Genomic DNA, 22,251 nt, shown 5'->3' with positions numbered 1-22,251 from the left:
CTCCCCGCACCTGGTGACGCCCGCAAGGGACAGGAGGGTACGGCGCATGGCGAAGCTCCACGGGTCATGAGCCGACGTTCGGGCCGCCGCGGAGGAGGGCCTGGCCGAGAGGGGTCAGGGTGTGGAGTACGGCGCCGCCCGTCCGGGTGGTCGAGATGAGTCCGGCGTTGCGCAGTATCGCGGTGTGCTGGCTGGCGGAGCCGAGGGAGATGCCGACCCGTTCGGCCACGGACGTGGTGGTGGCCGGGTCGCGCAGCGTGGCCAGCACGGCTGCGCGGGTACGGCCGAGCAGGGGTCCGAGCACGTCGGCCTGGTCGGTGGACCGGTCCGTGACGACGATCGGATAGACCAGCACGGTGGCGGCGTCCGGACGGTACAGCACCATGGGGCGGGGTGCGAAGTACGACGGGATGAGCAGCAGCCCGCGTCCGCACAGGGGGATGTCGTGGTCGCCGTCGATCGGGATGTGCAGGGTCGGCGGCTGCCAGCGGCAGTCGGGATGGAGCGTGGCCAGCAGGGCGTCGACCCCGCCGCGCATCAGGGTTTCGGCGCGCAGGGCGCGGTCGGCGGCGGCCTCGGCCTGGATGTGCGGCCACAGCGACTCCACGGATGAGGTGAAGTACCGGTGCAGGTCACCGGCGAGGGTCTGGCGTGCCGCGGCGGTGCCGGCAGCCAGCTCCCCCGCCCACCGCCCGCTCCGCTGGGCGGGCGACAACGAGCTCAGATCAACCGCCAGATACGAGCTGGGGGTCTGACTGGCCAGCTCCACACCGGTGGCGAAGTCACCGGCGTCCGGCTGGAGCAGGAACGCGGGCACGAGACTCTTCGGGGTGACGAGGGGCGCGAGCACCCCCGCCCGCTCCACCAGGCTTCCCCTCACCTGCCGGTGCAGCCGCCGGACTCCGGGCCGCGACCAGCTCCTGCCGGTCGGCGCGCCGCGGAGCAGGCGCACGCTCAGCACCGTCTCCCACAGGGCGTTCAGAGCCTGAGTGAACGTGATCAGGCGAAGGTCGGCGTCGGAGAAGTGCACACGCATCATGCCGATGATTCTCACGCGGCCGGTCCTGTTCAGCCAGGGCCGAGTAACCCTTTTAGTCAGGGCTAAAAGGCGTTGCGGCCGGAATTCGACTGGGGCAGCCTTACCGCCGCGGCCCCCGATCAGGAGCCATTGATTCATGTTCACGGCACCTTGCGCCCGGAACTGCAAAAGGGGCCGAAGAGACGAAGGAGTTTGTCATGAAGGTCACGGCAAAGGCACTCGGCACGATCGGTGCGATCGGAATCGCGGCCGGCATCGTGGCCGCCCCCACGGCGGCGTCGGCCACGGCGAGGGCGGCCGGCGATCTCAAGTACTACTACGAATGTGGCACCAGCATTTGTGTGAAGACCATCACCACATGGGGGTCCTTCGGCCTGAACTCCTACGGCGATCACCTGTACGCGGGGGGATGGTCGGGCTACGTGAGAGTCAGCACGGGCAAGAAGATCTACTTCTGCGACTGGCAGACCATCCAGTTGCAGCTGGAGCCCAAGGTCACCGAGATCTTCGTGTCCAGGCTCAAGGCGTCCTGGTGCCAGTAGGGGATGGCGCCCGCAGCACGTCTGGAGCCGTGCGGAGCTCCCCGAGTGGAGCGCGGCCGGGTTGCTGAACTCCCGTGCCCACTCATCCGGCTCGCCTCGCCCCATCCGCCCCTGAGGACGGAATAGGCTCATGCGTGCAGTCGGCCTGGGCGCAAGGTAAGGGGAACAGGTGAGCGATTCGTTCGTGCATCTTCACGTACACACCGAGTACAGCATGCTCGACGGAGCGGCCAAGATCCGGCCGCTGTTCGCCGAGGCCGAGCGGCTCGGGATGCCGGCGATCGCGATGTCCGACCACGGCAACATGTTCGGCGCCTACGAGTTCCAGAAGGTCGCCCAGGGCAGCGGCGTCAAGCCCATCATCGGGATCGAAGCCTATGTGGCTCCGGACAACCGCTTCCACAAGAAGCAGGTGTTCTGGGGCGCCCGCGCCGAGACCGGGGTGGCGGACGGCGAGGGAGGCAAGGACGTCTCCGGCGGTGGTCGCTTCACGCACATGACCATGTGGGCCAAGAACGCCGATGGCCTGCGCAACCTGTTCCGGTTGTCCTCGCTCGCCTCCTTCGAGGGCTACTACGGCAAGCCGCGCATGGACATGGATCTGATCTCCCAGCACTCCTCAGGGATCATCGCCACCACCGGCTGCCCGTCCGGGGCGGTGCAGACCAGGCTGCGGCTCGGCCAGTACGACGAGGCCGTCAAGGTCGCCTCTGCCTACCAGGACATGTTCGGCAAGGACAGCTACTTCCTGGAGCTGATGGACCACGGGATCAGCATCGAGCGTGAGGTGCGGGCCGACCTGCTGCGCCTGGCCAAGGATCTCGACATCCCGCTGCTGGTCACCAACGACTCCCACTACGTGACCGAGGACCAGGCCGACGCGCACGACAGCCTGCTGTGCGTGGGCGTCGGCAAGAACAAGGACGACCCGAACCGGTTCCGGTTCAACGGCTCGGGTTACTACCTCAAGAGCGCGGCGGAGATGCGGGAGCTGTTCTCCGAGCTGCCTCAGGCGTGTGACAACACGCTGCTGGTCGCCGAGATGGTCGGCGACTACAGCGACGTGTTCGCCGAGGTGAACCGGATGCCGGACTACCCGGACGTGCCGGAGGGCGAGACTCAGGAGTCGTGGCTGCGCAAGGAGGTCGAGCGCGGCCTGGAGATGCGCTACGGCACGCCGGTGCCGGCCGAGGTCCTGGAGCGCTACGAGACCGAGATGAAGGTCATCGGCCCCATGGGCTTCTCGTCCTACTTCCTCGTCGTGGCCGACATCTGCCGATACGCCCGGGAGAACGGCATCGCGGTCGGCCCCGGCCGAGGGTCCGCCACCGGCTCGATCGTCGCCTACGCCACCCGCATCACCGAGCTCGACCCGCTGGAGCACGGCCTGCTGTTCGAGCGGTTCCTGAACCCCGAGCGGATCAACCCGCCGGACGTCGACCTCGACTTCGACGACCGCCAGCGCGACCGCATGGTGGCCTACGTCACGGAGAAGTACGGCAGCGAGTACACCGCCCAGGTCAACACCTTCGGCACGATCAAGGCCAAGGCCGCCGTCAAGGACGCCTCGCGCATCCTCGGGTACCCCTTCGTGGTGGGTGACAAGATCACCAAGGCGATGCCGCCGGACGTCATGGGCAAGGGCGTCCCGCTGGCGAAGCTGTTCGACAAGGATCACCCCCGCTACGTGGAAGGCATGGAGATCCGCGCCCTGTACGAGAACGACCCGGACGTCAAGAAGGTGATCGACACCGGTCTCGGCATCGAGGGCCTGATCCGGGGGACCGGCGTCCACGCCGCCGCGGTGATCCTCTCCTCCCATCCCCTGCTGGACCTGATCCCCATGCACAAGCGGGACAAGGACGGCGTGGTCATCACCGGGTTCGACTATCCCTCATGTGAGGAAATGGGCCTGGTCAAGATGGACTTCCTGGGTCTGCGGAACCTGGGCATCATCGACCACGCCATCAAGATCATCGAGCAGAACCGGGGCGTCAAGCTCGACACCCTCACCCTCCCCCTGGACGACGAGACCACGTACAAGCTGCTCGCCCGCGGCGACACCCTGGGCGTGTTCCAGCTCGACGGCGGCCCCATGCGGCAGCTTCTCAAGCTGATGGAGCCGAGCCGGTTCGAGGACATCGCCGCCGTGCTCGCGCTGTACCGGCCGGGCCCGATGGCGGCCAACGCGCACACCAACTACGCGCACCGCAAGAACGGCCGCCAGGACATCGAGCCCATCCACCCCGAGCTGAAGGACGCGCTCGACCCCATCCTCGGCCCGACCTTCCACCTGCTGGTCTACCAAGAGCAGATCATGGCCGTCGCCCGGGAGCTGGCCGGCTACACCCTCGGCGGCGCCGACCTGCTGCGCCGCGCCATGGGTAAGAAGAAGCCCGAGATCCTGGCCAAGGAGTTCGTCAACTTCCAGGCCGGCATGCGCGGCAACGGCTACTCCGACGAGGCGATCCAGGCCCTGTGGGACGTCATGCTGCCCTTCTCCGGCTACGCCTTCAACAAGTCCCACACCGCCGGATACGGACTGGTGGCCTACTGGACCGCCTACCTGAAGGCCAACTACCCGGCCGAGTACATGGCCGCCCTGCTGACCAGCGTCGGCGACGACAAGGACAAGGCCGCCGTCTACCTGGCCGAGTGCCGCAAGATGGGCATCCAGGTGCTGCCGCCCGACGTCAACGACTCCCAGCTCGACTTCGTCGCGGTCGGCGACGACAAGGTCCGCTTCGGGCTCGGCGCCGTCCGCAACGTCGGCGAGAACGTCGTCGAGGGCATCGTCAAGGGCCGCAAGGAGAAGGGCGCCTACGCCGACTTCAACGACTTCCTCGACAAGGTGCCGCTGGTGGTGTGCAACAAGCGGGTCATCGAGTCCCTCATCAAGGCGGGCGCGTTCGACTCGCTCGGCCACCCGCGCAAGGGCCTGCTCATGATCCACGAGCAGGCCGTCGACTCGGTGATCGACATCAAGAAGAACGAGGCGCACGGCCAGGACTCGCTGTTCGGCGGCCTGACCGACACCGGCGACGGCGAGAGCTTCACCATCGCCATCCCGGACCTGGCGTGGGACAAGAAGACGCAGCTCGACTTCGAACGGGAGATGCTCGGCCTGTACGTGTCCGACCATCCGCTGGCCGGCACCGAGCGGCTGCTCGCGCGCAACCGCGACACCACGATCGCCGACCTGCTGGAGAGCGGCCGGGACGACCGAGGCGACGTCCGGGTGTGCGGTCTGATCACCAAGGTCGACAAGCGGGTCAACAAGGCCGGCAACATGTGGGCGATCATCACGGTCGAGGACATGGACGCCGCGGTGGAGTGCCTGTTCTTCCCGAAGACGTACGAGCTCTATGTGCCGTACCTGCGCGAGGACCTCGTCGCGTCGGTCGGCGGGCAGATCAACAACCGCGACGGCGCGATCAGCATCTTCGCCCAGGATCTGACCACGATCGACATCTCCAGCGTGACCAGCGACTCCGGGCACCCGGTGACCATCCAGATCCGCGAGGACCGTCTCAACGACAGGCTGGTCGAGGAGCTGCGCAACGTGCTGAAGATGCACGAGGGCAGCGTGCCGTTGCGGATCAATCTGCGTCGGCCGAGCGGCAAGACCACCGTGCTCGCCGTCCCGGAGTTCCCGGTCAACGCCGAGACGTCGTTCGCGGCCGACATCAAGGCGCTGTTCGGGCCGGAGGCGATCAGTCTCTGACCGCGCGGCGGCGCGTCGACCTGGTCGTCAGCGACGCGCCGCCGACCTGCCTCCGCCGCGCGAGCGTTGATCATCGGCGCTCGAAGATTATGCATGGTCCATCCGAAGAATGACACCTCTAGCCGTGAATGGATCATGCGGTTAGCATCGGCGCTGACCGCACGGACACATCTGTCAGCACTCGGGTCGCGAGACCGCCGTAAGTATCTCGCCGATCTCTGATCGGCGATGCGACAGCTCTCCCAGCAGGCTCGTTCCTTCCCCAGCAGAGGTGTTGATGGCGTATTCGCATGCACAGGCCTCGGTCGTCGGCGGAAATCCGTGGAACTCCCTGCTCGCGTGCGTGGGAGACGCCCTCGACGGCGGCACGTGCGTGACCGTCTCGGGCGCCGTCGTGGCGCTTCTCGAGTCGCCCGTGTGGGCGCGGATCCAGGGAGGCGATGTGTGATGGATCGACCGGCCGAAATGATCGCGCTGATCGGGATCGGCTGCCGCCTGCCTGGCGGCGTCCGTTCGGCGGACGAGTACTGGAGCCTGCTGTGCGAGGGCAGGGACGCCAGCGGACCGGCGCCCGCCGACCGCTGGCGCGACTACGCCGAGCGCGGCCCCTCGTACGCGGCGGCGGTACGGCGGACCCTCGCACACGGCAGCTTCCTGGATGGGGCCGCCGACTTCGACGCGGAGTTCTTCGGGCTCTCGCCGCGCGAGGCGGAGCTGATGGACCCGCAGCAGCGCCTCGTGATGGAGACCGCGTGGGAGGCGCTGGAGCACGCCGGGGTGTCGCCGGACAGACTGGCCGGCACGGACGCGGGCGTGTACGTGGGCGTCTGCACCGGCGACTACGGGCATCGGCTGCTGGAGGACCTGCCCGACATCGAGGCGTGGACCGGGATCGGCGCCGCCACCTGCGCGGTGGCCAACCGTGTGTCGTACGCGCTCGACCTGCGCGGCCCGAGCCTGGCGGTGGACACGGCCTGCTCGGCGTCGCTGGTCGCCGTCCATCTGGCCGTGCAGGCCCTGCGAGCCGGCGAGACCGACGTGGCGCTGGCCGGCGGGGTCAACCTGATCCTGTCCCCCGGCGAGACGCTGACCCTGGACGCCGCCGGCACGCTGGCACCGGACGGGCGGAGCAAGTCGTTCGACGCCGCCGCCGACGGGTACGGGCGGGGCGAGGGCGCGGCGGTCGTGGTGCTCAAGCGGCTCGCCGACGCCGTACGGGACGGCGACCGGGTCCTCGCCACCATCCGTGGCAGCGCGGTCAGCCAGGACGGTCGCACCGCGGGCATCATGGCGCCGTGCGGCCAGGCGCAGGAGCACGTCATGCGCCGCGCGCTGCGGCAGGCGGGCGTCGAGCCGGAGACGGTCGGTTACGTCGAGGCGCACGGCACCGGCACCGCGATAGGCGACCCCCTGGAAGCCGGCGCGCTGGGCGCCGTGTACGGGAAGGGCAGGCCGGCGGAGCAGCCGTGCCTGATCGGTTCGGCCAAGTCCAACATCGGTCACCTTGAGGGTGCCGCCGGCATCGCCGGCCTGGTCAAGGCCGTCCTGGCGCTCGAACGCGGCGAGCTCCCGCCGAGCCGGCACGACACGCCCAATCCGGCCGTCGACTGGGCGGGCGCCGGGCTGCGCGTGGTCGACAAGCCGACGCCGTGGCCCGGCTCCGCGCATCCGCGCCGGGCCGCGGTCTCCGCCTTCGGCTACGGCGGCACCATCGCCCACGTCGTCCTCGAACAGGCCCCGCCGGCAGGGCCGCCGGCCGGAGGGCCCGCGGGCCGGCTGTATCCGGTGTCGGCCGCGTCGCGGGCGGCGTTGCTGCAGGCCGCCGGCAACCTCGCCGGCGTCGTCGGCGACCTGCCGGCGGCCGACGTCGGGCACACGCTCGCGCTGCGCCGAGCCCACCTGTCCCACCGGGCGGTGGTGGCGGCGGAGAGCCCGGCCGCGCTGGCCGACCGGCTGCGCGCCCTGTCGACCGGCGCCGCGCACAAGGCGGTGACCACCGGGCGGGTGCTCGTCGATCCCGGTCCCGGCCCGGTGTTCGTGTTCTCCGGACACGGCTCACAGTGGGCCGGCATGGGCCGCGAGCTGCTGGCGACCGAGCCGGCGTTCGCCGCGGTGATCGACGAGCTGGAGCCGGTGTTCGCCGCCGAGATCGGCTTCTCGCCGCGGGAGGCCCTCACCGAGGACGAGCTGACCGAGGTGGACCGCGTCCAGACCATGATTTTCGCGATGCAGCTCGGCCTCGTCGAGCTGTGGCGTCAGTACGGGGTGCGTCCGCACGCGGTCATCGGTCATTCGGTCGGTGAGATCGCCGCCGCCGTGACGGCCGGGGCGCTGAGCCGCCTGGACGGCGCCCGGTTGATCTGCCGCCGGTCCCGACTGCTGCGACAGGTCGCCGGCCGTGGTGCGATGGCCATGGTGCAGCTGCCGTTCGCCGAGGCGACGCGGCTGCTGGGCGACCGTACCGACGTGGTCGCCGCGATCGCGTCGTCACCCGGCTCGACGGTCGTCTCCGGCGATCCGGACGCCGTGGCCGAGGTGCTGGCCGGCTGGATCGAGGAGGGGATCCCGGCCCGCCGGGTCACCTCGGACGTGGCGTTCCACGGGCCGCAGATGGATCCGCTCCTGGCCGACCTGACCGCCGCCGCGGCCGACCTCGCCGTCGGCGCCCCCGACATCCGCGTCTACTCGACGGCGCTGGACGATCCACGGGCGGCCCCTGGCTTCGACGGCGCGTACTGGGCCGCGAACCTGCGCCGGCCGGTGCGCCTGACGGACGCGGTCGCGGCGGCCGCCGACGACGGATACCGCTCGTTCGTCGAGCTCTCCCCCCACCCGGTGGTCACCCACTCGGTGCTGGACACGCTGAGCACGGCCGGGCACGACGTCTTCGTCGGCGCGTCGTTGCGGCGGAACCGTCCCACCCGGGCCACCCTGCTGGCCGGCGTGGCCGAAGCACACTGCGCCGGCCTCGATGTGGACTGGCATCGGCTGCAGCCGTCCGGCGGGCCGGTCGTGCTCCCGTCATACCCCTGGCAGCACCGCAGGCACTGGCGGACGCCGTCGGCCCCCGACATGGCCGGTCGCGGCCACGATCCGGACACGCACACGCTGCTCGGCGACGGCGTCGATCTCGCGGGCACCGACATACGGCTCTGGCGGACCGGCGTGGACGACCAGACCCGGCCCTATCCCGGCAGCCATGCCATCGAGGGCGTGGAGATCGTGCCGGCCGCGGTGCTCGCGGCGACCTTCTTCGCCGCCGCCGGTGGTCAGGTGCTCGGTGAGGTGACGATGTCGGCGCCGCTGCTGACCGCCGAGCGCCGCGAGGTCCAGGTCGTACGACAGGGAACCGGGCTGCGGCTGGCCGCCCGTGCCGCGGGCGAACCGGACGCCGCCTGGCAGATGATCGCCACCGCCACGGTGCCCGCCTCGCCGGGGGAGGCGCCGGCTCAGCCGGCGCGGCTGATCCCGCCGGCGGATCCGGACCTGGTCATGCAGCGGCTCGCCGCCGTGGGCGTACCCGGCACCGGGTTCGACTGGACGGTCGAGGAGCTGCTGCGCGGCCACGGCGCGCTGCGCGCCCGGGTACGGTGCGGGCCGGCCGCCACGTGGGCGCCCGTCCTGGACGCGGCGATGTCGGTGGCGCCGAGCGCGTTCCCCGGCGACCCGCTGCTTCGCATGGTGACGCACGTGGATCGGCTGGTCACGGTCGGGGAGCCACCGGACATGGTGGACATCGAGGTGTGGCTCGACCCCGAGCGCACCGACACGGTGCAGGTACGGGTGACCGACCGCGCCGGCGCCGTCGTCGGCTGGCTGTCGGGACTCCGGTATCCGGTGATCGACGCGCCGGCCCCCGCCGAGAACGGCGCCGACGGCGTGCGGCCCGCCGAATCCATCGCCGGCCTGGGGCCTGAGGAGCTGCGCGCGTTCCTGCTGGAGGAGGTCGGCGCGCAGATCGCCGAGGAGATGCGGCTGGCCCCCACGGACCTGTCGCCGCACCGTCCGCTGATCGAGCAGGGGCTGGACTCGGTGCTGACGGTGGTCGTCCGGCGGCGGCTGGAGAAACGGTTCCGATGCTCGCTGCCGACGACCCTGCTGTGGCGGCAGCCGACCGTCGCCGCGGTCTCCGACTACATCGCCGAGCTGGTGTCCGCCTCGGGCGGCGGGAGCGCCGACGATGCCGAATCGCCCTCTTGATACGAATGCGGCAATATCTCCACAATGGCTTCCCGGATCGTCATTCCCTTGATCGCTCTGTGCGCGGCCTCGGCCTGTGCCCAGTCCCCCGAGGCCGGGCCGCGCATGTCGGCTCCACCGGTGACAACGCTGCCTTCCTCCGCTCCGCCGTCCTCGACCGCCGCGAGCAGCGCCGCTCAGGACACCCGCCCGGCGCTGGCGCGGACATCCAGCACGATGACCGAGAATCTCAAGGTCGAGGTCGTCGGGCTGAACCGGGTCAAGGGCAAGCACCTGATCGCCCAGGTCAGGCTGACCAACACAGGCAGCGAGAAGCGGCTGCCATGGACGGGCGAGCTGGGCGACAACACCCGCCCGCTCGGCGAGATCCGATGGGCCTCCGGCATCGGAGTGCTCGACGCGCGGGCGCGCACCTGGATCCTGCCGTACCAGCCGGCCGACTTCCCGTGTCTGTGCAGCGATCAGGACCGTGACGGCCTCGGCTACTTCATCGACCCGGGTGAGTCCATCAGCCTGTACGCGGTCATGCCCGCTCCCTCAGGCGACCCCTCCACCGCCACGGTCGTCACACCTGTGGGACCGCCGATGGTGGAGGTCCCGATCAGCGACGACCCACCGGTCACGCCGCCCGGGATGACGATCCCCGATCCGGACGCCGAGCCCGTCACCACCGTCACCCGCCGCCTGGTCGCCCCGTCCGAGTCGCTCGACAGGTCGGAGGAGACCGCCGACGACGGCACGGATCTTCACGTCAATCTCTCTTCCGACCTGCTGTTCGCGGTGAACAAGGCCACGCTCACGCCCAGGGCGAAAGTGATCCTGGCGCGCACCGCGAAGCTCGTCGACGCCTCGTCCGGCGCCACCGTGCAGGTGGAAGGGCACGCGGACTCCTCCGGCAACGACGCCATCAACGACCCCTTGTCCACCCGCCGCGCCCAGGCCGTGCGCCAGGCGCTGTCCAGGGTGGTCACGAGGCAGGGCGTGGATTTTCAGGCTGAGGGATACGGGTCGCGCCGTCCGCTCTACAGCAACGACACCGATGAGGGCAGACGCCGCAACCGCCGCGTCACCGTGACGTTCGCCAAGCCCCAGCCGGCCGCGACCGTCGCGCCGTCCACGACCCCCGCTCCCGGCGCGACGGGCCTGACGGGAACCGGCAAGGCGGACGGCCAGCCGATCTCCATGGAGATCACCGGCCTGCGGAAGCTGCCGGGCGGCCTCGGGCTGCTGACGTACCGGATCACGAACCAGGGTGCGGAAGAGGCCTGGTTCAACGAGCTCCACCATGCGAAGGACTGGATGTCGTTCAAGTACCAGGCCGCCTTCAACGTCACGCTGACCGACGTGGAAGCCCGCCGCCGGTATCTGCCCGCTCGCCTCCAGGTGGCCGACGGCGACAGCGTGGACTCGTACTGCGCCTGCACTGACGTGTCCGGCGTACGCCTGAGCACCGAGAAGTTCGGCCCCGGCCGGCAACGCGAATTCTGGAGCCTGTTCGCGCTGCCCGAGACGGCCGGCACCTTGAAGGTCAAGATCGCCGACTTCGCCGACCTTCAGGTGCCTGTCGGATAGGCTCAGCCGCGAGGGGCGTACATGATCACCAGGACGCCGATGAGACAGATGGCCGAGCCGATGACGTCCCAGCGGTCCGGGCGGAACTTGTCCACCACCACGCCCCACAGCAGGGAGCCCGCCACGAACACGCCTCCGTAGGCGGCGAGGATGCGGCCGAAGTGGGCGTCCGGCTGCAACGTGGCGACGAACCCGTACAGGCCGAGAGTGATCACCCCGGCGCCGATCCACAGCAGCCCGCGCTGCTCTCTGACTCCCTGCCAGATCAGCCAGGCCCCGCCGATCTCGGCGAGCGCCGCGAGCACGAACAGCAGGAGAGAGCGCGCGACCGTCACGAATCCGACTGTAGGGGATCGCCGCCGGGAAGCCGATCCCGCTCGGCGAACGGCAGCGGGCAGTGCGGGCTCGTGGCGCACTCCACCAGATCGTCGCATCCGGTGTTCACCGCCTGGATCAGCGTCTCCCGGACTGCTCGGAGGTCCTCGATCCGCCGCTCGACCTCCGCGAGCTTCGCCGGCGCCCGCACCAGCAGACCGTGCCCGGAAATGCCGAGGTCGGCGATCTCGTCCAGGGTGAAGCCGAGCTTCTGGGCCGCCTTGATCGCACGCAGCGCGACCACGGTCTCCGGCGGATACAGCCGATGGCCGCCGTAGGTCCGGCGCGGCTCTCGTAGCAGGCCACGCCGATGGTAGTAGCGCAACGTCTGCGCGTTGACCCCTACGGCCCTGGCGACCTCACCGGTGCGCAGCCACCCGCCGTTCACGGCGAGACCCGCGGGGCACTACGGAGCGCGCGAGCCTGGAGGCCGTCGAGCACGCCGGCATGGGCGGAGGGCACCTTCACGTCCAGGACCAGCCGCGCGCCGTCAGCGGTGAGGGAGCCGGTGGTGGGAGAGCCGGTGGTGAGAGAGAAGGTGAAGAAGGAGCAGCAGCTCGTCTCCCTGGCGGTCAGGCCGCGCGTGGTCTCCTCCACCTGGGGTCCGCCGTCCAGTGCGAGCCGCAGGTGCGTAGGTCCGATCCGCTCCAGCCCCCGCAGGGCCGTCGCGAACAGCTCGTCGAACTCCGCCACGCGCAGCGGGCGTTCCTCGGTCGGCAGAGTGCATTCCGCCGGCGCCCATTCCATGGATGCCTCCAGTGGCCGTGAACGTGTCTGTGCTCGACGGTAACCCTGTACCTGGGTACGGGATGCAACTCCGGCCGGCGTGGCAGGCTGTCCGCGTGCGAATTGTCTTGCTCGGCCCGGTGCAGGTCCACGGCGACGACGCGAAGCCGGTGGAGATCGCCGGTGCCCGGTTGCGCATGTTGCTGGCCCGGCTGGCTCTGGAGGCGGGCCGGCCCGTGTCCGCCGACTCGCTCATCGACGATCTGTGGGGCGCCGAGGCGCCCGCCGGGGCGTCGGCGGCGTTGCAGGGGCTGGTGTCCCGGCTGCGCAGGGCCCTGGTGGGGGTGGGGACGGTGGAGCTGGTGGCGGGAGGCTACCGGCTGCCCGTACGGGCCGAGGACGTGGACGCGCACCGGTTCGAGGAGCTGGCCGGGCAGGGCCGGAGGGAGCTGGCCGCGGGCCGGCTCCAGGAGGCCGCCGCCCTGTCCGGCGCCGCCCTGGACCTGTGGCGGGGCGCGGCGCTGGCGGATGTGCTGGAGGCCCCGTTCGCCCGCAACGCCGCCACGCGGCTGGACGAGCTGCGGGTCGCGGCCCTGGAGGACCGCTGCGACGCGGAGGTGCGGCTGGGCCGGCACGCCGAGGTGCCGGCGGACCTCGGCGCGGTGGCCGCCGCGCACCCTCTGCGCGAGCGTACGGCGGAGCTGCGGATGCGGGCCCTGTCAGCGGCGGGACGTCAGTCGGACGCCCTGGCGGGGTACGAGGAGATCCGCGGCAGGCTGGGCGAGGAGCTCGGCGGCGATCCGTCGCCCGAGCTGCAGGAGGTCCATCTGGCGTTGCTGCGCGGCGAGCTGGACCGGCCGGTGGTGCGGCCCGAGGCGGCGGCGAGCCGGCTGCCGGCGCAGCTCACCAGCTTCGTCGGCAGGGAGGACGAGCTCGACCGGCTCGCTGGGCTGATGGCCGCCTTCCGGCTGGTGACGATCGTCGGGCCCGGAGGGGCCGGCAAGACGAGGCTGTCGCTGGAGGCGGTGTCCCGTGACCGGGCCTGCGGGCGCGGCCGGGTGTGGTTCGTGCCCCTGGCCGGTGTGGGGCAGCCGGACCAGCTGGCCGACGCGGTGCTCGGCGCGCTCGGCGGCCTGTACGGCAGCGGGCAGCCGCGGCAGGCCGATCCGGCGGACCGGATGGTCGAGCGGCTCGACGTCGGCGACGCCGTACTGCTGCTGGACAACTGCGAGCACCTGGTCGAGGAGGTGGCGGCACTGGCCGATCGGCTGCTGGAGCGATTGCCGCAGCTGAGGATCCTGGCCACCAGCAGGGAGCCGCTGGCGATCACCGGGGAGTCGCTGTGCCACCTGGGCCCGCTGGACGTGCCCTCGGGAGAGCCGGAGCCGGAGGAGGCGGCCGGGGCGGCGGCGGTGCGCCTGTTCGTCGACCGCGCCGCGAGTGTGCGGCCGGGGTTCGCGCTCGACGCGTCCACGGTGGACGCCGTGGTGGAGATCTGCCGCCGGCTCGACGGGATGCCGCTGGCCCTGGAGCTGGCGGCGGCGAAGCTGCGCTCGATGGGCGTGGAGCAGATCGCCCGCCGGCTGGACGACCGGTTCCGGTTGCTGACGTCGGGCAGCAGGGCCGCGCTGCCGCGCCAGCGCACGCTGCTGGCCCTGGTCGAGTGGAGCTGGGACCTGCTGGACGAGCCCGAGCGGGTGCTGGCGCGCAGGCTGTCGGCGTTCCCCGGCGGTGCGAGCCTGGCGGCGCTGGAGGCGGTCTGCCCGGACGAATCCCTGCCGGCGGAGGACGTGCTGTACGTGGTCGGCTCCCTGGTCGAGAAGTCCATCGTCCAGCAGGCCGGCGACCGTTACCGCATGCTGGAGACGATCAGGGCGTACGCCGCGTCCCGGCTGGCCGCGTCCGGTGATGACGTGTCCGCCCGGTTCGCCGGCCACTTCCTGGCGCTGGCCGAGGAGCACGAGCCGCTGCTGCGCACCGGGGACCAGCTCCGCGCGATCGCTGTCTTCGACGCCGAGTACGACAACCTGGCCTTCGGGCTGCGGACGGCCCTGGACGCCCGGGACACGCCCATGGCGTCCGGCTTCGTCAGGTCGTTGTTCTGGTACTGGGGGCTCAGGGGGATGACCAGCCAGTGCGCGACGTCCGTGGAGGAGGTGCTCAAGCTCGGCGACGCGCTGCCCGCCCACGTTCGCGACGCCTTCGGCGTGATGCGGGGCGCCGCCGGCCCCCTCTTCGGCGGCGAGCGGGTGCCGGACGCGGACCCGGCGGCGGTGGCGGCGTTCCATCCCGCGCTGCCGATGCTGCGGATGGCGCAGCTGGCGTCCGTCCCCGACGGCTCCGAGCTGGTGGAACGCCAGCTCCAGGAGGCGCTGCGCTCTCCAGACCCATGGGTGCGGGCGAGCGTGCTGTGGACGCAGGACCACATCCGGGTGGAGCGGGGCGACCTGACCACCGGCGCCCGGAGCAGGCAGGAGGCGCTGCGCGGCTTCGAGGCGGTCGGCGACCGGTGGGGACTGGTGATGAGTCTGCTCCGTGTCAGCCGCGACCACTCGCTGCGGGCCGAGCACGACCAGGCCGTCGCCACCGCGCAGCGAGCCGTCGCGATCGGCTCCGAGCTCGGCACGGAGATGCACCTCTACTGGACCCGGTCCAGGCTCGCGCGGGCGCGGATGAACAGCGGCGACCTGGACGGCGCCCTGCGGGACATCCATGCCGCCCTGCGCCAGGCCAAGGAGCGCGGTCACCGGCGCATCGAGGCCAACATGCTGTCCTCCCTGGCCACCGCGTACCGCCTGGCGAAGGACGTGGAGCGGGCCCACCGAACCCTGGACCGGATGGAGGAGCTGGCCCGGCGGCTGCCGTCCGAGGGGCTGCCCGGCGACGCGGTCGCCGGGTTCAGGATGGCCAACCGGCTGGCGGAGGGAGCGGCGGGGCCGGCGCGTGAGCTGCTGCCCGGTGTCGTCCGCATGGTGTTCGCCCATGGCCAGGCGAACGCCCTGGCCTGGGCCGCCGAGCTGCTGGGGTGGCTGCTGGCGCTCGAGGACGACCCGGCCGGGGCGGCGACGGCGCTGGGGATGAGCGCGGTCATCCGCGGCTGGTTCGACGAGGGCGACCCGGAGCTGCGCGTGGTGGTCGCCGGCCTCGCCGGACGGCTGGGCGAGGAGGCGTACCGGGCGGCCTACCGCCAGGGCGCGGAGATGCCGAGGCGGGAGGCGCTGGACCGGCTGGCGCAGGCCCAGCTCGTCGGCGGTGACACCGGTCCCGTCCAGCCTTCTGACCAGCGCGGACAACAGCATCGGATCGTCGGCCCAGGCGGCTCGGCAGCACCAGGTTCTCGACGCCCGACAGGGACTCGTCCACGGACGCGTACCGACCGGTGAGCCCGGTCAGGGGCGGCGGCACAGCCGCCCTGCCGGGGACTCCCCATCTGGACACCGCGCTTTCCGGAAATCCGACATCACGCAGCGTGTCACTGTGAAAACTCTCTTCCGGAAACCTCCCCTTTCTGTACTGCCCTTTCCGGAAACAGCGGTTTCTCGAAATCGAACTTTCCTCATATTTCTCACAAACCCTTGAACCCAGCTCACGCTCGCCCCCGTACATCCCCACACACAAGCAATTCCTTTCCGAGACAAGGAGCGCCATGTTAACCACCCGTACCACCATCGCCGCGCCGGTCCTCGCCGCCGCATTCGTTCTCATAACCGTTCCCGCCAGCGCCCAGGCGCAGAGCCAGGCACCCGCCGCCTCTGCCTGCCGCCAGATCGTCATCACGGGATCCAACGTCGGTGTCCGAGAGTTCGCCCACAACAACGCGCAGGTGTTGCAGACGCGCAAGACTAAAAGCGTTCTCACTTCCTGCCAGTTCGTCCGCGGCAACGGCAGCAATTCGTACACCCCCAAATGCGGAGCAAGTGGTCGCAACTGGTTCCAGGTCAATATCAAGCCCACGCGCGACGAAGTCGGCTTCGAGGTCAACAAGGGGTACGTCCCCGCCACTTGCGCCCGCGTCCGCTGACGCGCCTCTGCTCTGACCGCCCCCAGAGCGCACAAGTAACCCGGCGCGGGACGACTCCTCCCGGTGCCGGGTTTCTCATGATCATGTAGGGGGCCGTGCAGTCGCCGGCAAACGTCGCTCCGCTCCGCCCTTCGGGTGCCTACGGCATCAACCGGCCACTTCACTCCGTCTCGTGACGCAGCTCAACCCCCGGCATGCTTCGAGGTACGGCGGCACACTCGCATCCCCACCCTTCGCGGCGAGCCCGGACCGTGGCGCAGATCAACCGCACGCTGCGGAGGAACCTCTCGTCCTGGTCGTGGATCGGCGCGGTGGCGACGGTCAGCGGATAGCGGGCGCGGAGGTCGGCGAGCTCCTGTTCGCCGATGGCGGGGGTCTGCGACTCGCTCTGCTCCTGCAGCACGAACCCGGTGACGTGGCTGAGCAGCGTGTCCGCGACGACGATGAGGTCCTCGGCCGGCACGCCGGCGTCGGCCAGGGTCCGCAGCAGCCGCTCCATCAGGGACAGCGCCCCCGCGCTGAGCACCTTGGGGCTGCCGGCGAGCAGGATCGCCCCGCCGGCGTGCCGCTTGATGCTCTCGCGCAGCGTGACGACCTGGACCTCGACGCGCCGGCGCCAGTCCGCCTCCTCCGGCAGGGCGGCCAGCGCCTCCGTGCCGGCGTCGTACGCCTGCCGGGCCACCCGGTCCGCCATGAGCCGCAGCAGGGCGCTCTTGTTGCGCACGTGGTAGTAGAGGCTCCCCGCGTGCACGTCGAGCCGCTCGGCCACCTGCCGCATGGACAGGCCCTGGTAGCCCACTTCGGCGAAGGCGGCCATGCCCGCGTCGACGATCCGATCCGTGGTCAGCTTCACGCCGCTCACCCTAGCGTGCTTTTCAAACAGCGTTTGAATCGCGGCGCCGGCAGCGCTAGAGTCGGCGCAGAGAATTCAAACACTGTTTGAAAGAGGCGGCCGGATGGACGTACTGCTGTTCAACGTGACCACGGCCGCGCTGCTGGTGCTCATGTTCACCTGCGCGCGAACCCTGGTGGGGCCGGAGACGGCAGGACGGCGCCCCATCCCCTGGGCCGCCGTGGGGCTGACCGCCGTGGCCGTGGCCGGGGTGGCGATTCAGGCGTCCTGGCACGGGGCGATGGCGGCCCTGGACGCCGACCCGAGCAAGACGGGCTGGTGGCGGGGCGTCACCTCGGTCTTCATGCAGAACGGCGGCGTCAGCGGAGCGGCCTGGAACATCGTCACCCTGGCCGTCATCGCCGTCCTGGCCGCATGGTTCTGGAGCGGCCCGCTGATGCTCGCGCTGTTCCTGGCCGGCGCGCTCCTGCCGGAGCACATCGACGCCCTGCTCGGGCTCGCGAGCGACAGCACCGATCCCCGCAACTTCGCCGGCAGCTCCGGGGCGACGTACTTCCTCGCCGCGACCCTGGCCGGCGCCCTGCTGCTGCGCGCCCGCGCCCCCAAGGAGAGGTTGCTCGCGCTCGCGGCGCCGGCGCTCGGGCTGGCGCTGTGGTTCGCGCAGGACAACGGGCACGGGCTGGTGGCGGTCTACGGGTTCGCGGTGGGCGCCCTCGTCTGGGCCGTGGTACGCCCCCTGCGTCAGGGGCGCGCCGTCCCGGCGTAGCGGCGCAGGCGGGCCGCCGCCGTGGCGAGGTCGGCGGCGGCCGTCGCGCAGGCGGCCACGTGGGCCTCGACGGCCTGGCACAGCCAGGGCGGCGCGACGCCGGCGGCCTTCAGCCCGGCCTCGATCGCGCGCAGGCGCTCGGCGCATTCGGCGAGCGCGCGGGCGTCGGACTCCAGGACCACGGCATGGGCGGCGATCACAGGAGATCTCCGGGGCGCCGGACTCTCCGCGGGCGTCGTGGGATCGGCGGGCATCGGTCCTCCGGTCAGGGGGCCGGCACCGGGACGGCGGCGTCCCGGAGCGTCTGGCGGGTGGTGGCCGACAGGCACAGCAGCGGGCGCGCGCCGTCGAGGCCCAGCTCGCGCAGCCGGCGGGCCAGCGGATCGGCCGAGCGCGGCTCGACGGCCAGCCGCAGCCGTGGAACGGGATGCAGACGGGCCGCGCCGCGGGTGCGCACGCACGAGCGCAGCGTCGTGTCCGCCGCCCGCGCGTAGCCGACCAGGTCGCGATCGCCCACGGGCAGTCCGGGGCCGAGGCGCCCGCGCAGGGTGAGCAGCCGGTCCCCGGGAGCGCCGACGGCGACGCGCACCGACCTCGCGGTCAGCTCGAACTCCAGCGGCGCCAGGTACGGCTCCCCACCCCACAACCGCGGCGCCAGCGCGGAGACGGCGGCGGCGTCCACCACGGAGCCGGCCAGGAAGCCACCCGAGCGCCGCCGGTCGGCGCCACGCGGCAGATCCGGCCAGACGAGCACCGGCCGGGACCGCCACGGGCCGGGCACGACGACGCCGAGGTGCAGCTCGCGGTAGGCTCCCACGCTCGTACGACGGTTCCAGGCGGCGTGCACGGCGACGACGGCGCGCCCGGCCACCCGCACGGCCGGGGCCAGCCCGGTGCCCTTCAGCAGCGCCGCCGCCGCGCCCGCGTCCGCGGCGAAGTACGCCGTGAGGGCGCTGCCGTCCTGGCACCTGATCGGCAGCTCCACGGGCCCCTCCGGACCCGGCACCGTGTGGGTGGGCACGGCGAGGAACGGGAACCCCTCGGGCCGGGGAGCCCGGTCGAACAGCTGGTACGCCTGTGTGCGCACCACCGCCCCCCGGTAGGGCGCGAGGCGCCCGTCGATCCGGTCACGGGCCTCGGGGAGGTCGTCGGCGAGGTTGGCGATGTAGCGCTCGACGCTGTGGCAGAGCGGGAACAGGTGCGTGGGGTCGGCGTAGTCCACCACGTACCAGTCGGGGTGCAGGTCGAAGCAGCCGCCCGCGCCCTGCCCGTCGAGAGTGGGAACGATGTCGTGCTGGTTGGTGACGCTGGCGACCCAGGTGCGCGGGTCGGCGGGCCGCTTGAAGTCGACGGGAGAGCCGACCGCGACGGCGTGGGTGACGGTGTAGCGGGCGCAGAATCCCGCGTCCTGCGCGAGGTTCATGACGGCGGCGCCGCCCGCGCTGTGCCCGATGAGGGCCAGCTCGGCGCCCTGGGGCAGGCCGTAGTCGGCGACGGCCAGCGCCACGGCACGGCTGTAGGGGCTGCGGGCCAGCACGGCGCTGCTGAAGGCGCCGAGCAGGTCCTGGGGCGAGTCGTGGTCGGGCCGGCCCGCCCGCATGCCGGGCGCCTGGACGACGTGGCGCACCACCCCGTCGGGGCCCTCGACGCTCTGGATGAGCATCCGGCCCGTGGTGCCGACCGCGCTGATGTTGCGCAGGAAGCCGAGGAGGGATCCCTTCGCGGCCAGGCGCGCGGCCTCGGCCTCGGCCAGCTCGATCCGGCGCGCGGCCCCCTCCCCCGTGTCGAGGGCGGCGACGGCCCGGTTGCTCATGCCGGTGATCGGGTCGGCCGTGGCGAAGCCCGTTCCGGTGGCGATCAGCCAGGCGGTCGCGTCGTTGAGCGGGTTCTCGTCCAGCAGCGCCCGCAGGGCGAGGACCTCGCCGAAGACCGGGGCGAGCTGACTCAGCACGCGCACCGCGCCGCGGTCCCTGAGCAGCGCGCGCAGCGCGCGAACGGCCTCCAGGTCCCGGTCGGCGGCGGCGGCCTCGATCAGCCGGTCGAGCATGGGGTCGCCGGTCAGCTCGGGGTGGTCGGCGACGACGGCCACGACACCACCGGCCCGTGGAGCGTCAAGGTCATGATGATCGACGCCCGGACGTTCCGCGGCTCGTACGCCTCCTCCCTCGGTACCAGCGTCGCCGCCCGCGAGAAGGTCTCCGCCATGGCCAAGGCCGCGCACGCGGTCGCGGCCGTCAACGGCGGCTTCTTCAACATCCACACCGCCAAGAACCTCCAGGGCGAGCCGGTCGGCGCGTCGGTGGTGGCGGGCAAGCTGCTGAGCGAGGCCGTGCCCGGCCGCTCCGCCGTCGTCCTCAAGGGCCGCACGGCCCGCATCACCGAGGTCAGCACCACGGTGACGGCCATCGCGCAGGACGGCTCCAAGAGCCCGGTCAACGGCCTCAACCGGGCCGCCGCCGCGGACGAGCTGGTCCTCTACACCGAGGAGTTCGGCGCCAAGACCCCGGCCGACGACGGCGTCGACGTGGTGATCGACGCCACCGGCAAGGTCGTCGGCACCCGAGCGCCGGGCGCCGACGTGGCGCGCGGCACGCGGGTGCTGCACGGCACCGGCGTCGCCACCGACTGGCTCGCCGCGCACGCCACCGACGGCACCACGCTCAGGATCGACACCAAGGTCGTCGACCTGCGCAAGCGCTCGGCCATCAAGCTGACCCCGGACGTGAGCGTCATCGCCGGCAGCGTGGGCCTGGTCCGCAACGGCAAGACCAAGATCACGGCCAAGCTCAACGGTCACGACTCGCTCAACATGATCCTCCGCCGGCACCCGCGCACCCTGCTCGGCACGACCCGCAACGGCAGCCTCATCGTGGCCGTCATCGACGGCCGCCAGCCGGGGGCCTCGGTGGGGGCCAACTTCATCGAGGCGGCCCGGTTCATGCGCTGGCTCGGCGCCAAGGAGGCCATCAACCTGGACGGCGGCGGCTCCACGGCCATGGTGGTGGGCGACAAGGTGGTCAACCACCCGTCGGACGGGGTGGAGCGCGGGGTCGGCGACGCCCTGCTGATCATGCCCAAGTAACGACGGGACACCCGGGCCCTGGGGGCGGGCGCGACACCTCGCGCTCGCCCCCGTCTGTGCCGCCCCTCAGACGGCTCCATTCTCAGATTCTTCGCACAGTCCCCGGGATCCCGTCTGATCATCACGATCAGGCGGGATCTTGTCGTTTCAGGGGTCTATGGTCGCGCCGACGCTCGGCCACACGTTCCCGATCTTCAGGTCAGCCGGGCCCGATGTGCTTGGCCCCGGCATAGGGAAAGATCGCCCCATGCGCCTCGCTCGCAAACCCCTCGCCCTGCTTTTCACCGGCGCCATCGGGCTCGCCTCGCTTCTGACGCTCTTTGAGCTGAGCGCTCCCGGCCTGTCCTACTGGGCATCGCTGCTGGCGCTGTACTGGCTGGCGCTCGCCATCATTTGGTCCGCGCTGCTAGGTGAAGGCGCGCGGGGGCGGGCGCCCTGGATGTTCGTCCCACTCGTACTGGTGCTGGGCACCGTGCTGCTGGTCACGGTCGACGCACCCCTGCACATGCGCTTCGCCTTGTCGGAATCGAGCCTGGAGCGCTACGCCATGTCGGTGCGCGACGACGACGATGGCCGTGATCGGTGGCGGGGCCTGTATCAGGTGGGCTACACGGAGAAGATCCCGGGAGGAGCGCAGTTCATGGTCACCTCATTCACCTGGGGATGGAAGAGCTACGGCTTCGCCTACATCCCGGATCGGGTACCGGGCCCGAACGAGGTCTGGTACGAGCATCTCAAGGGCCCTTGGTACATCTGGACCGATGGGCCCTGAACCCCACGGTGCACGACCTCCCGGTTCGACGCCGATGTGTGCCGCGCGCAGAGCGCTGTCGGTACCTGAAGGCGCCGAACAGTTGGGAAACGATCAGTTGGGTTACGGGAAGCGGTCATCACCATCCCCCGACTCGGTGCAGGCCACGCCTATTCGTGAACGCCCCAATGCCGGCCCCACGTGAATGCCAGTCCAACAGAGACACTGAGCCAACGGAATGCCGGCTCAACCAACACCAGCACGACGCACAGGCCTCCCCAACGTAACTGCCCGGTACAGCCCCCATGGCCGACCGACGATATGCCCCGTGCTACAACCGCACCCGTACACCTCAGGACCCGTACACCTCAGGACGCGCACCCCTCAGGACGCGTACAACGCAAGAAAGGGCCCCACCCTCCGCCTCCCGGAACCATCACTGGCCCGAGAAGCTCCGGGTGGAGCCCTCTCCTATCAAAGATTGTCCGGCGGTGACCTACTCTCCCACACCCTCCCGAGTGCAGTACCATCGGCGCTGGGAAGCTTAACTTCCGGGTTCGGAATGTAACCGGGTGTTTCCTTCCCGCCATAACCGCCGTA

Annotated in this window: 17 protein-coding genes and 1 rRNA gene; 10 read left to right on the top strand and 8 right to left on the bottom strand. The window is 71.2% G+C overall.

Going from position 1 to position 22,251, the window contains the following annotated elements:
- Positions 1-64: 64 nt before the first annotated feature.
- Entirely contained in the window at positions 65-1,039 is a 975-nt protein-coding gene (locus MTP10_RS37205; RefSeq protein ID WP_310715975.1) for a winged helix-turn-helix domain-containing protein, read from the bottom strand.
- Between the two features lie 197 nt (positions 1,040-1,236).
- Here MTP10_RS37205 and MTP10_RS37200 point away from each other — a divergent pair, with 197 nt between their 5' ends.
- The 5 genes from MTP10_RS37200 (at position 1,237) to MTP10_RS37180 (ending at position 11,077) form a co-directional block, all read left to right on the top strand.
- Positions 1,237-1,581 (top strand): hypothetical protein, encoded by a 345-nt coding sequence (locus MTP10_RS37200; protein ID WP_310715973.1) that lies wholly within the window; start codon positions 1,237-1,239, stop codon positions 1,579-1,581.
- Positions 1,582-1,750: 169 nt separating this feature from the next.
- Positions 1,751-5,305 (top strand): DNA polymerase III subunit alpha, encoded by a 3,555-nt coding sequence (gene dnaE, locus MTP10_RS37195; RefSeq protein WP_310715971.1) that lies wholly within the window; start codon positions 1,751-1,753, stop codon positions 5,303-5,305.
- A gap of 277 nt (positions 5,306-5,582) precedes the next feature.
- Positions 5,583-5,753: a hypothetical protein gene (locus tag MTP10_RS37190; RefSeq protein ID WP_310715969.1), complete on the top strand. Its 171-nt coding sequence runs from the start codon at positions 5,583-5,585 to the stop codon at positions 5,751-5,753.
- Positions 5,753-9,505 carry a beta-ketoacyl synthase N-terminal-like domain-containing protein gene (locus tag MTP10_RS37185; RefSeq protein ID WP_310716117.1) on the top strand — a complete coding sequence of 1,251 codons (3,753 nt, stop codon included), beginning with the start codon at positions 5,753-5,755 and terminating at the stop codon, positions 9,503-9,505. Before MTP10_RS37190 ends, MTP10_RS37185 begins: the two co-directional genes overlap by 1 nt.
- 120 nt (positions 9,506-9,625) lie before the next feature.
- On the top strand, positions 9,626-11,077 hold the full coding sequence (locus MTP10_RS37180) for an OmpA family protein (protein ID WP_310715967.1): 1,452 nt from the start codon (positions 9,626-9,628) through the stop codon (positions 11,075-11,077).
- Positions 11,078-11,079: 2 nt separating this feature from the next.
- On the opposite strand, the gene MTP10_RS37175 is transcribed toward MTP10_RS37180, so the two are convergent.
- The 3 genes from MTP10_RS37175 to MTP10_RS37165 are packed head-to-tail and all read right to left on the bottom strand — an operon-like array spanning position 11,080 to position 12,199.
- Positions 11,080-11,412 (bottom strand): YnfA family protein, encoded by a 333-nt coding sequence (locus tag MTP10_RS37175; protein WP_310715965.1) that lies wholly within the window; start codon positions 11,410-11,412, stop codon positions 11,080-11,082.
- Positions 11,409-11,840 (bottom strand): MerR family transcriptional regulator, encoded by a 432-nt coding sequence (locus MTP10_RS37170; RefSeq protein ID WP_310715963.1) that lies wholly within the window; start codon positions 11,838-11,840, stop codon positions 11,409-11,411. Before MTP10_RS37170 ends, MTP10_RS37175 begins: the two co-directional genes overlap by 4 nt.
- Positions 11,837-12,199: a hypothetical protein gene (locus MTP10_RS37165; RefSeq protein WP_310715961.1), complete on the bottom strand. Its 363-nt coding sequence runs from the start codon at positions 12,197-12,199 to the stop codon at positions 11,837-11,839. Before MTP10_RS37165 ends, MTP10_RS37170 begins: the two co-directional genes overlap by 4 nt.
- Positions 12,200-12,294: 95 nt before the next feature.
- Here MTP10_RS37165 and MTP10_RS37160 point away from each other — a divergent pair, with 95 nt between their 5' ends.
- The gene (locus tag MTP10_RS37160; protein ID WP_310715959.1) at positions 12,295-15,561 is read left to right on the top strand and encodes a BTAD domain-containing putative transcriptional regulator; all 3,267 of its coding nucleotides are present in this window, start codon (positions 12,295-12,297) and stop codon (positions 15,559-15,561) included.
- Positions 15,562-15,824: 263 nt separating this feature from the next.
- Entirely contained in the window at positions 15,825-16,199 is a 375-nt protein-coding gene (locus MTP10_RS37155; protein WP_310715958.1) for a hypothetical protein, read from the top strand.
- Between the two features lie 160 nt (positions 16,200-16,359).
- On the opposite strand, the gene MTP10_RS37150 is transcribed toward MTP10_RS37155, so the two are convergent.
- A complete protein-coding gene (locus tag MTP10_RS37150) occupies positions 16,360-17,052 on the bottom strand; it encodes a TetR/AcrR family transcriptional regulator (RefSeq protein WP_310715956.1) in 693 nt (230 codons plus the stop codon).
- Between the two features lie 103 nt (positions 17,053-17,155).
- Between MTP10_RS37150 and MTP10_RS37145 the strand changes: the two genes are divergently transcribed.
- On the top strand, positions 17,156-17,818 hold the full coding sequence (locus MTP10_RS37145) for a hypothetical protein (RefSeq protein ID WP_310715955.1): 663 nt from the start codon (positions 17,156-17,158) through the stop codon (positions 17,816-17,818).
- Here the strand turns inward: MTP10_RS37145 and MTP10_RS37140 are convergent.
- Both MTP10_RS37140 and MTP10_RS37135 read right to left on the bottom strand, forming a co-directional pair.
- Positions 17,794-18,018: a hypothetical protein gene (locus MTP10_RS37140; RefSeq protein WP_310715954.1), complete on the bottom strand. Its 225-nt coding sequence runs from the start codon at positions 18,016-18,018 to the stop codon at positions 17,794-17,796. The two genes, MTP10_RS37145 and MTP10_RS37140, sit on opposite strands and share 25 nt — an antisense overlap.
- 65 nt (positions 18,019-18,083) lie before the next feature.
- Positions 18,084-19,907, bottom strand: a complete 1,824-nt coding sequence (locus tag MTP10_RS37135) for a hypothetical protein (protein ID WP_310715952.1) — start codon at positions 19,905-19,907, stop codon at positions 18,084-18,086.
- Between MTP10_RS37135 and MTP10_RS37130 the strand changes: the two genes are divergently transcribed.
- Together MTP10_RS37130 and MTP10_RS37125 are read left to right on the top strand one after the other, a co-directional pair.
- Complete coding sequence (locus MTP10_RS37130; RefSeq protein ID WP_310715951.1) at positions 19,887-20,900, top strand: phosphodiester glycosidase family protein; 1,014 nt, start codon at positions 19,887-19,889, stop codon at positions 20,898-20,900. The two genes, MTP10_RS37135 and MTP10_RS37130, sit on opposite strands and share 21 nt — an antisense overlap.
- A 247-nt stretch (positions 20,901-21,147) precedes the next feature.
- Entirely contained in the window at positions 21,148-21,672 is a 525-nt protein-coding gene (locus MTP10_RS37125; RefSeq protein WP_310715948.1) for a hypothetical protein, read from the top strand.
- A 462-nt stretch (positions 21,673-22,134) separates the two neighbouring features.
- On the opposite strand, the gene rrf is transcribed toward MTP10_RS37125, so the two are convergent.
- Positions 22,135-22,251, bottom strand: a 5S ribosomal RNA gene (rrf, locus tag MTP10_RS37120).

The sequence above is a fragment of the Nonomuraea sp. 3-1Str genome, from assembly GCF_031570565.1.
Lineage (GTDB): Bacteria > Actinomycetota > Actinomycetes > Streptosporangiales > Streptosporangiaceae > Nonomuraea.
The sequence above is the reverse complement of the archived record's forward strand: the minus strand, read 5'-3'. Positions and strand labels throughout refer to the sequence as shown.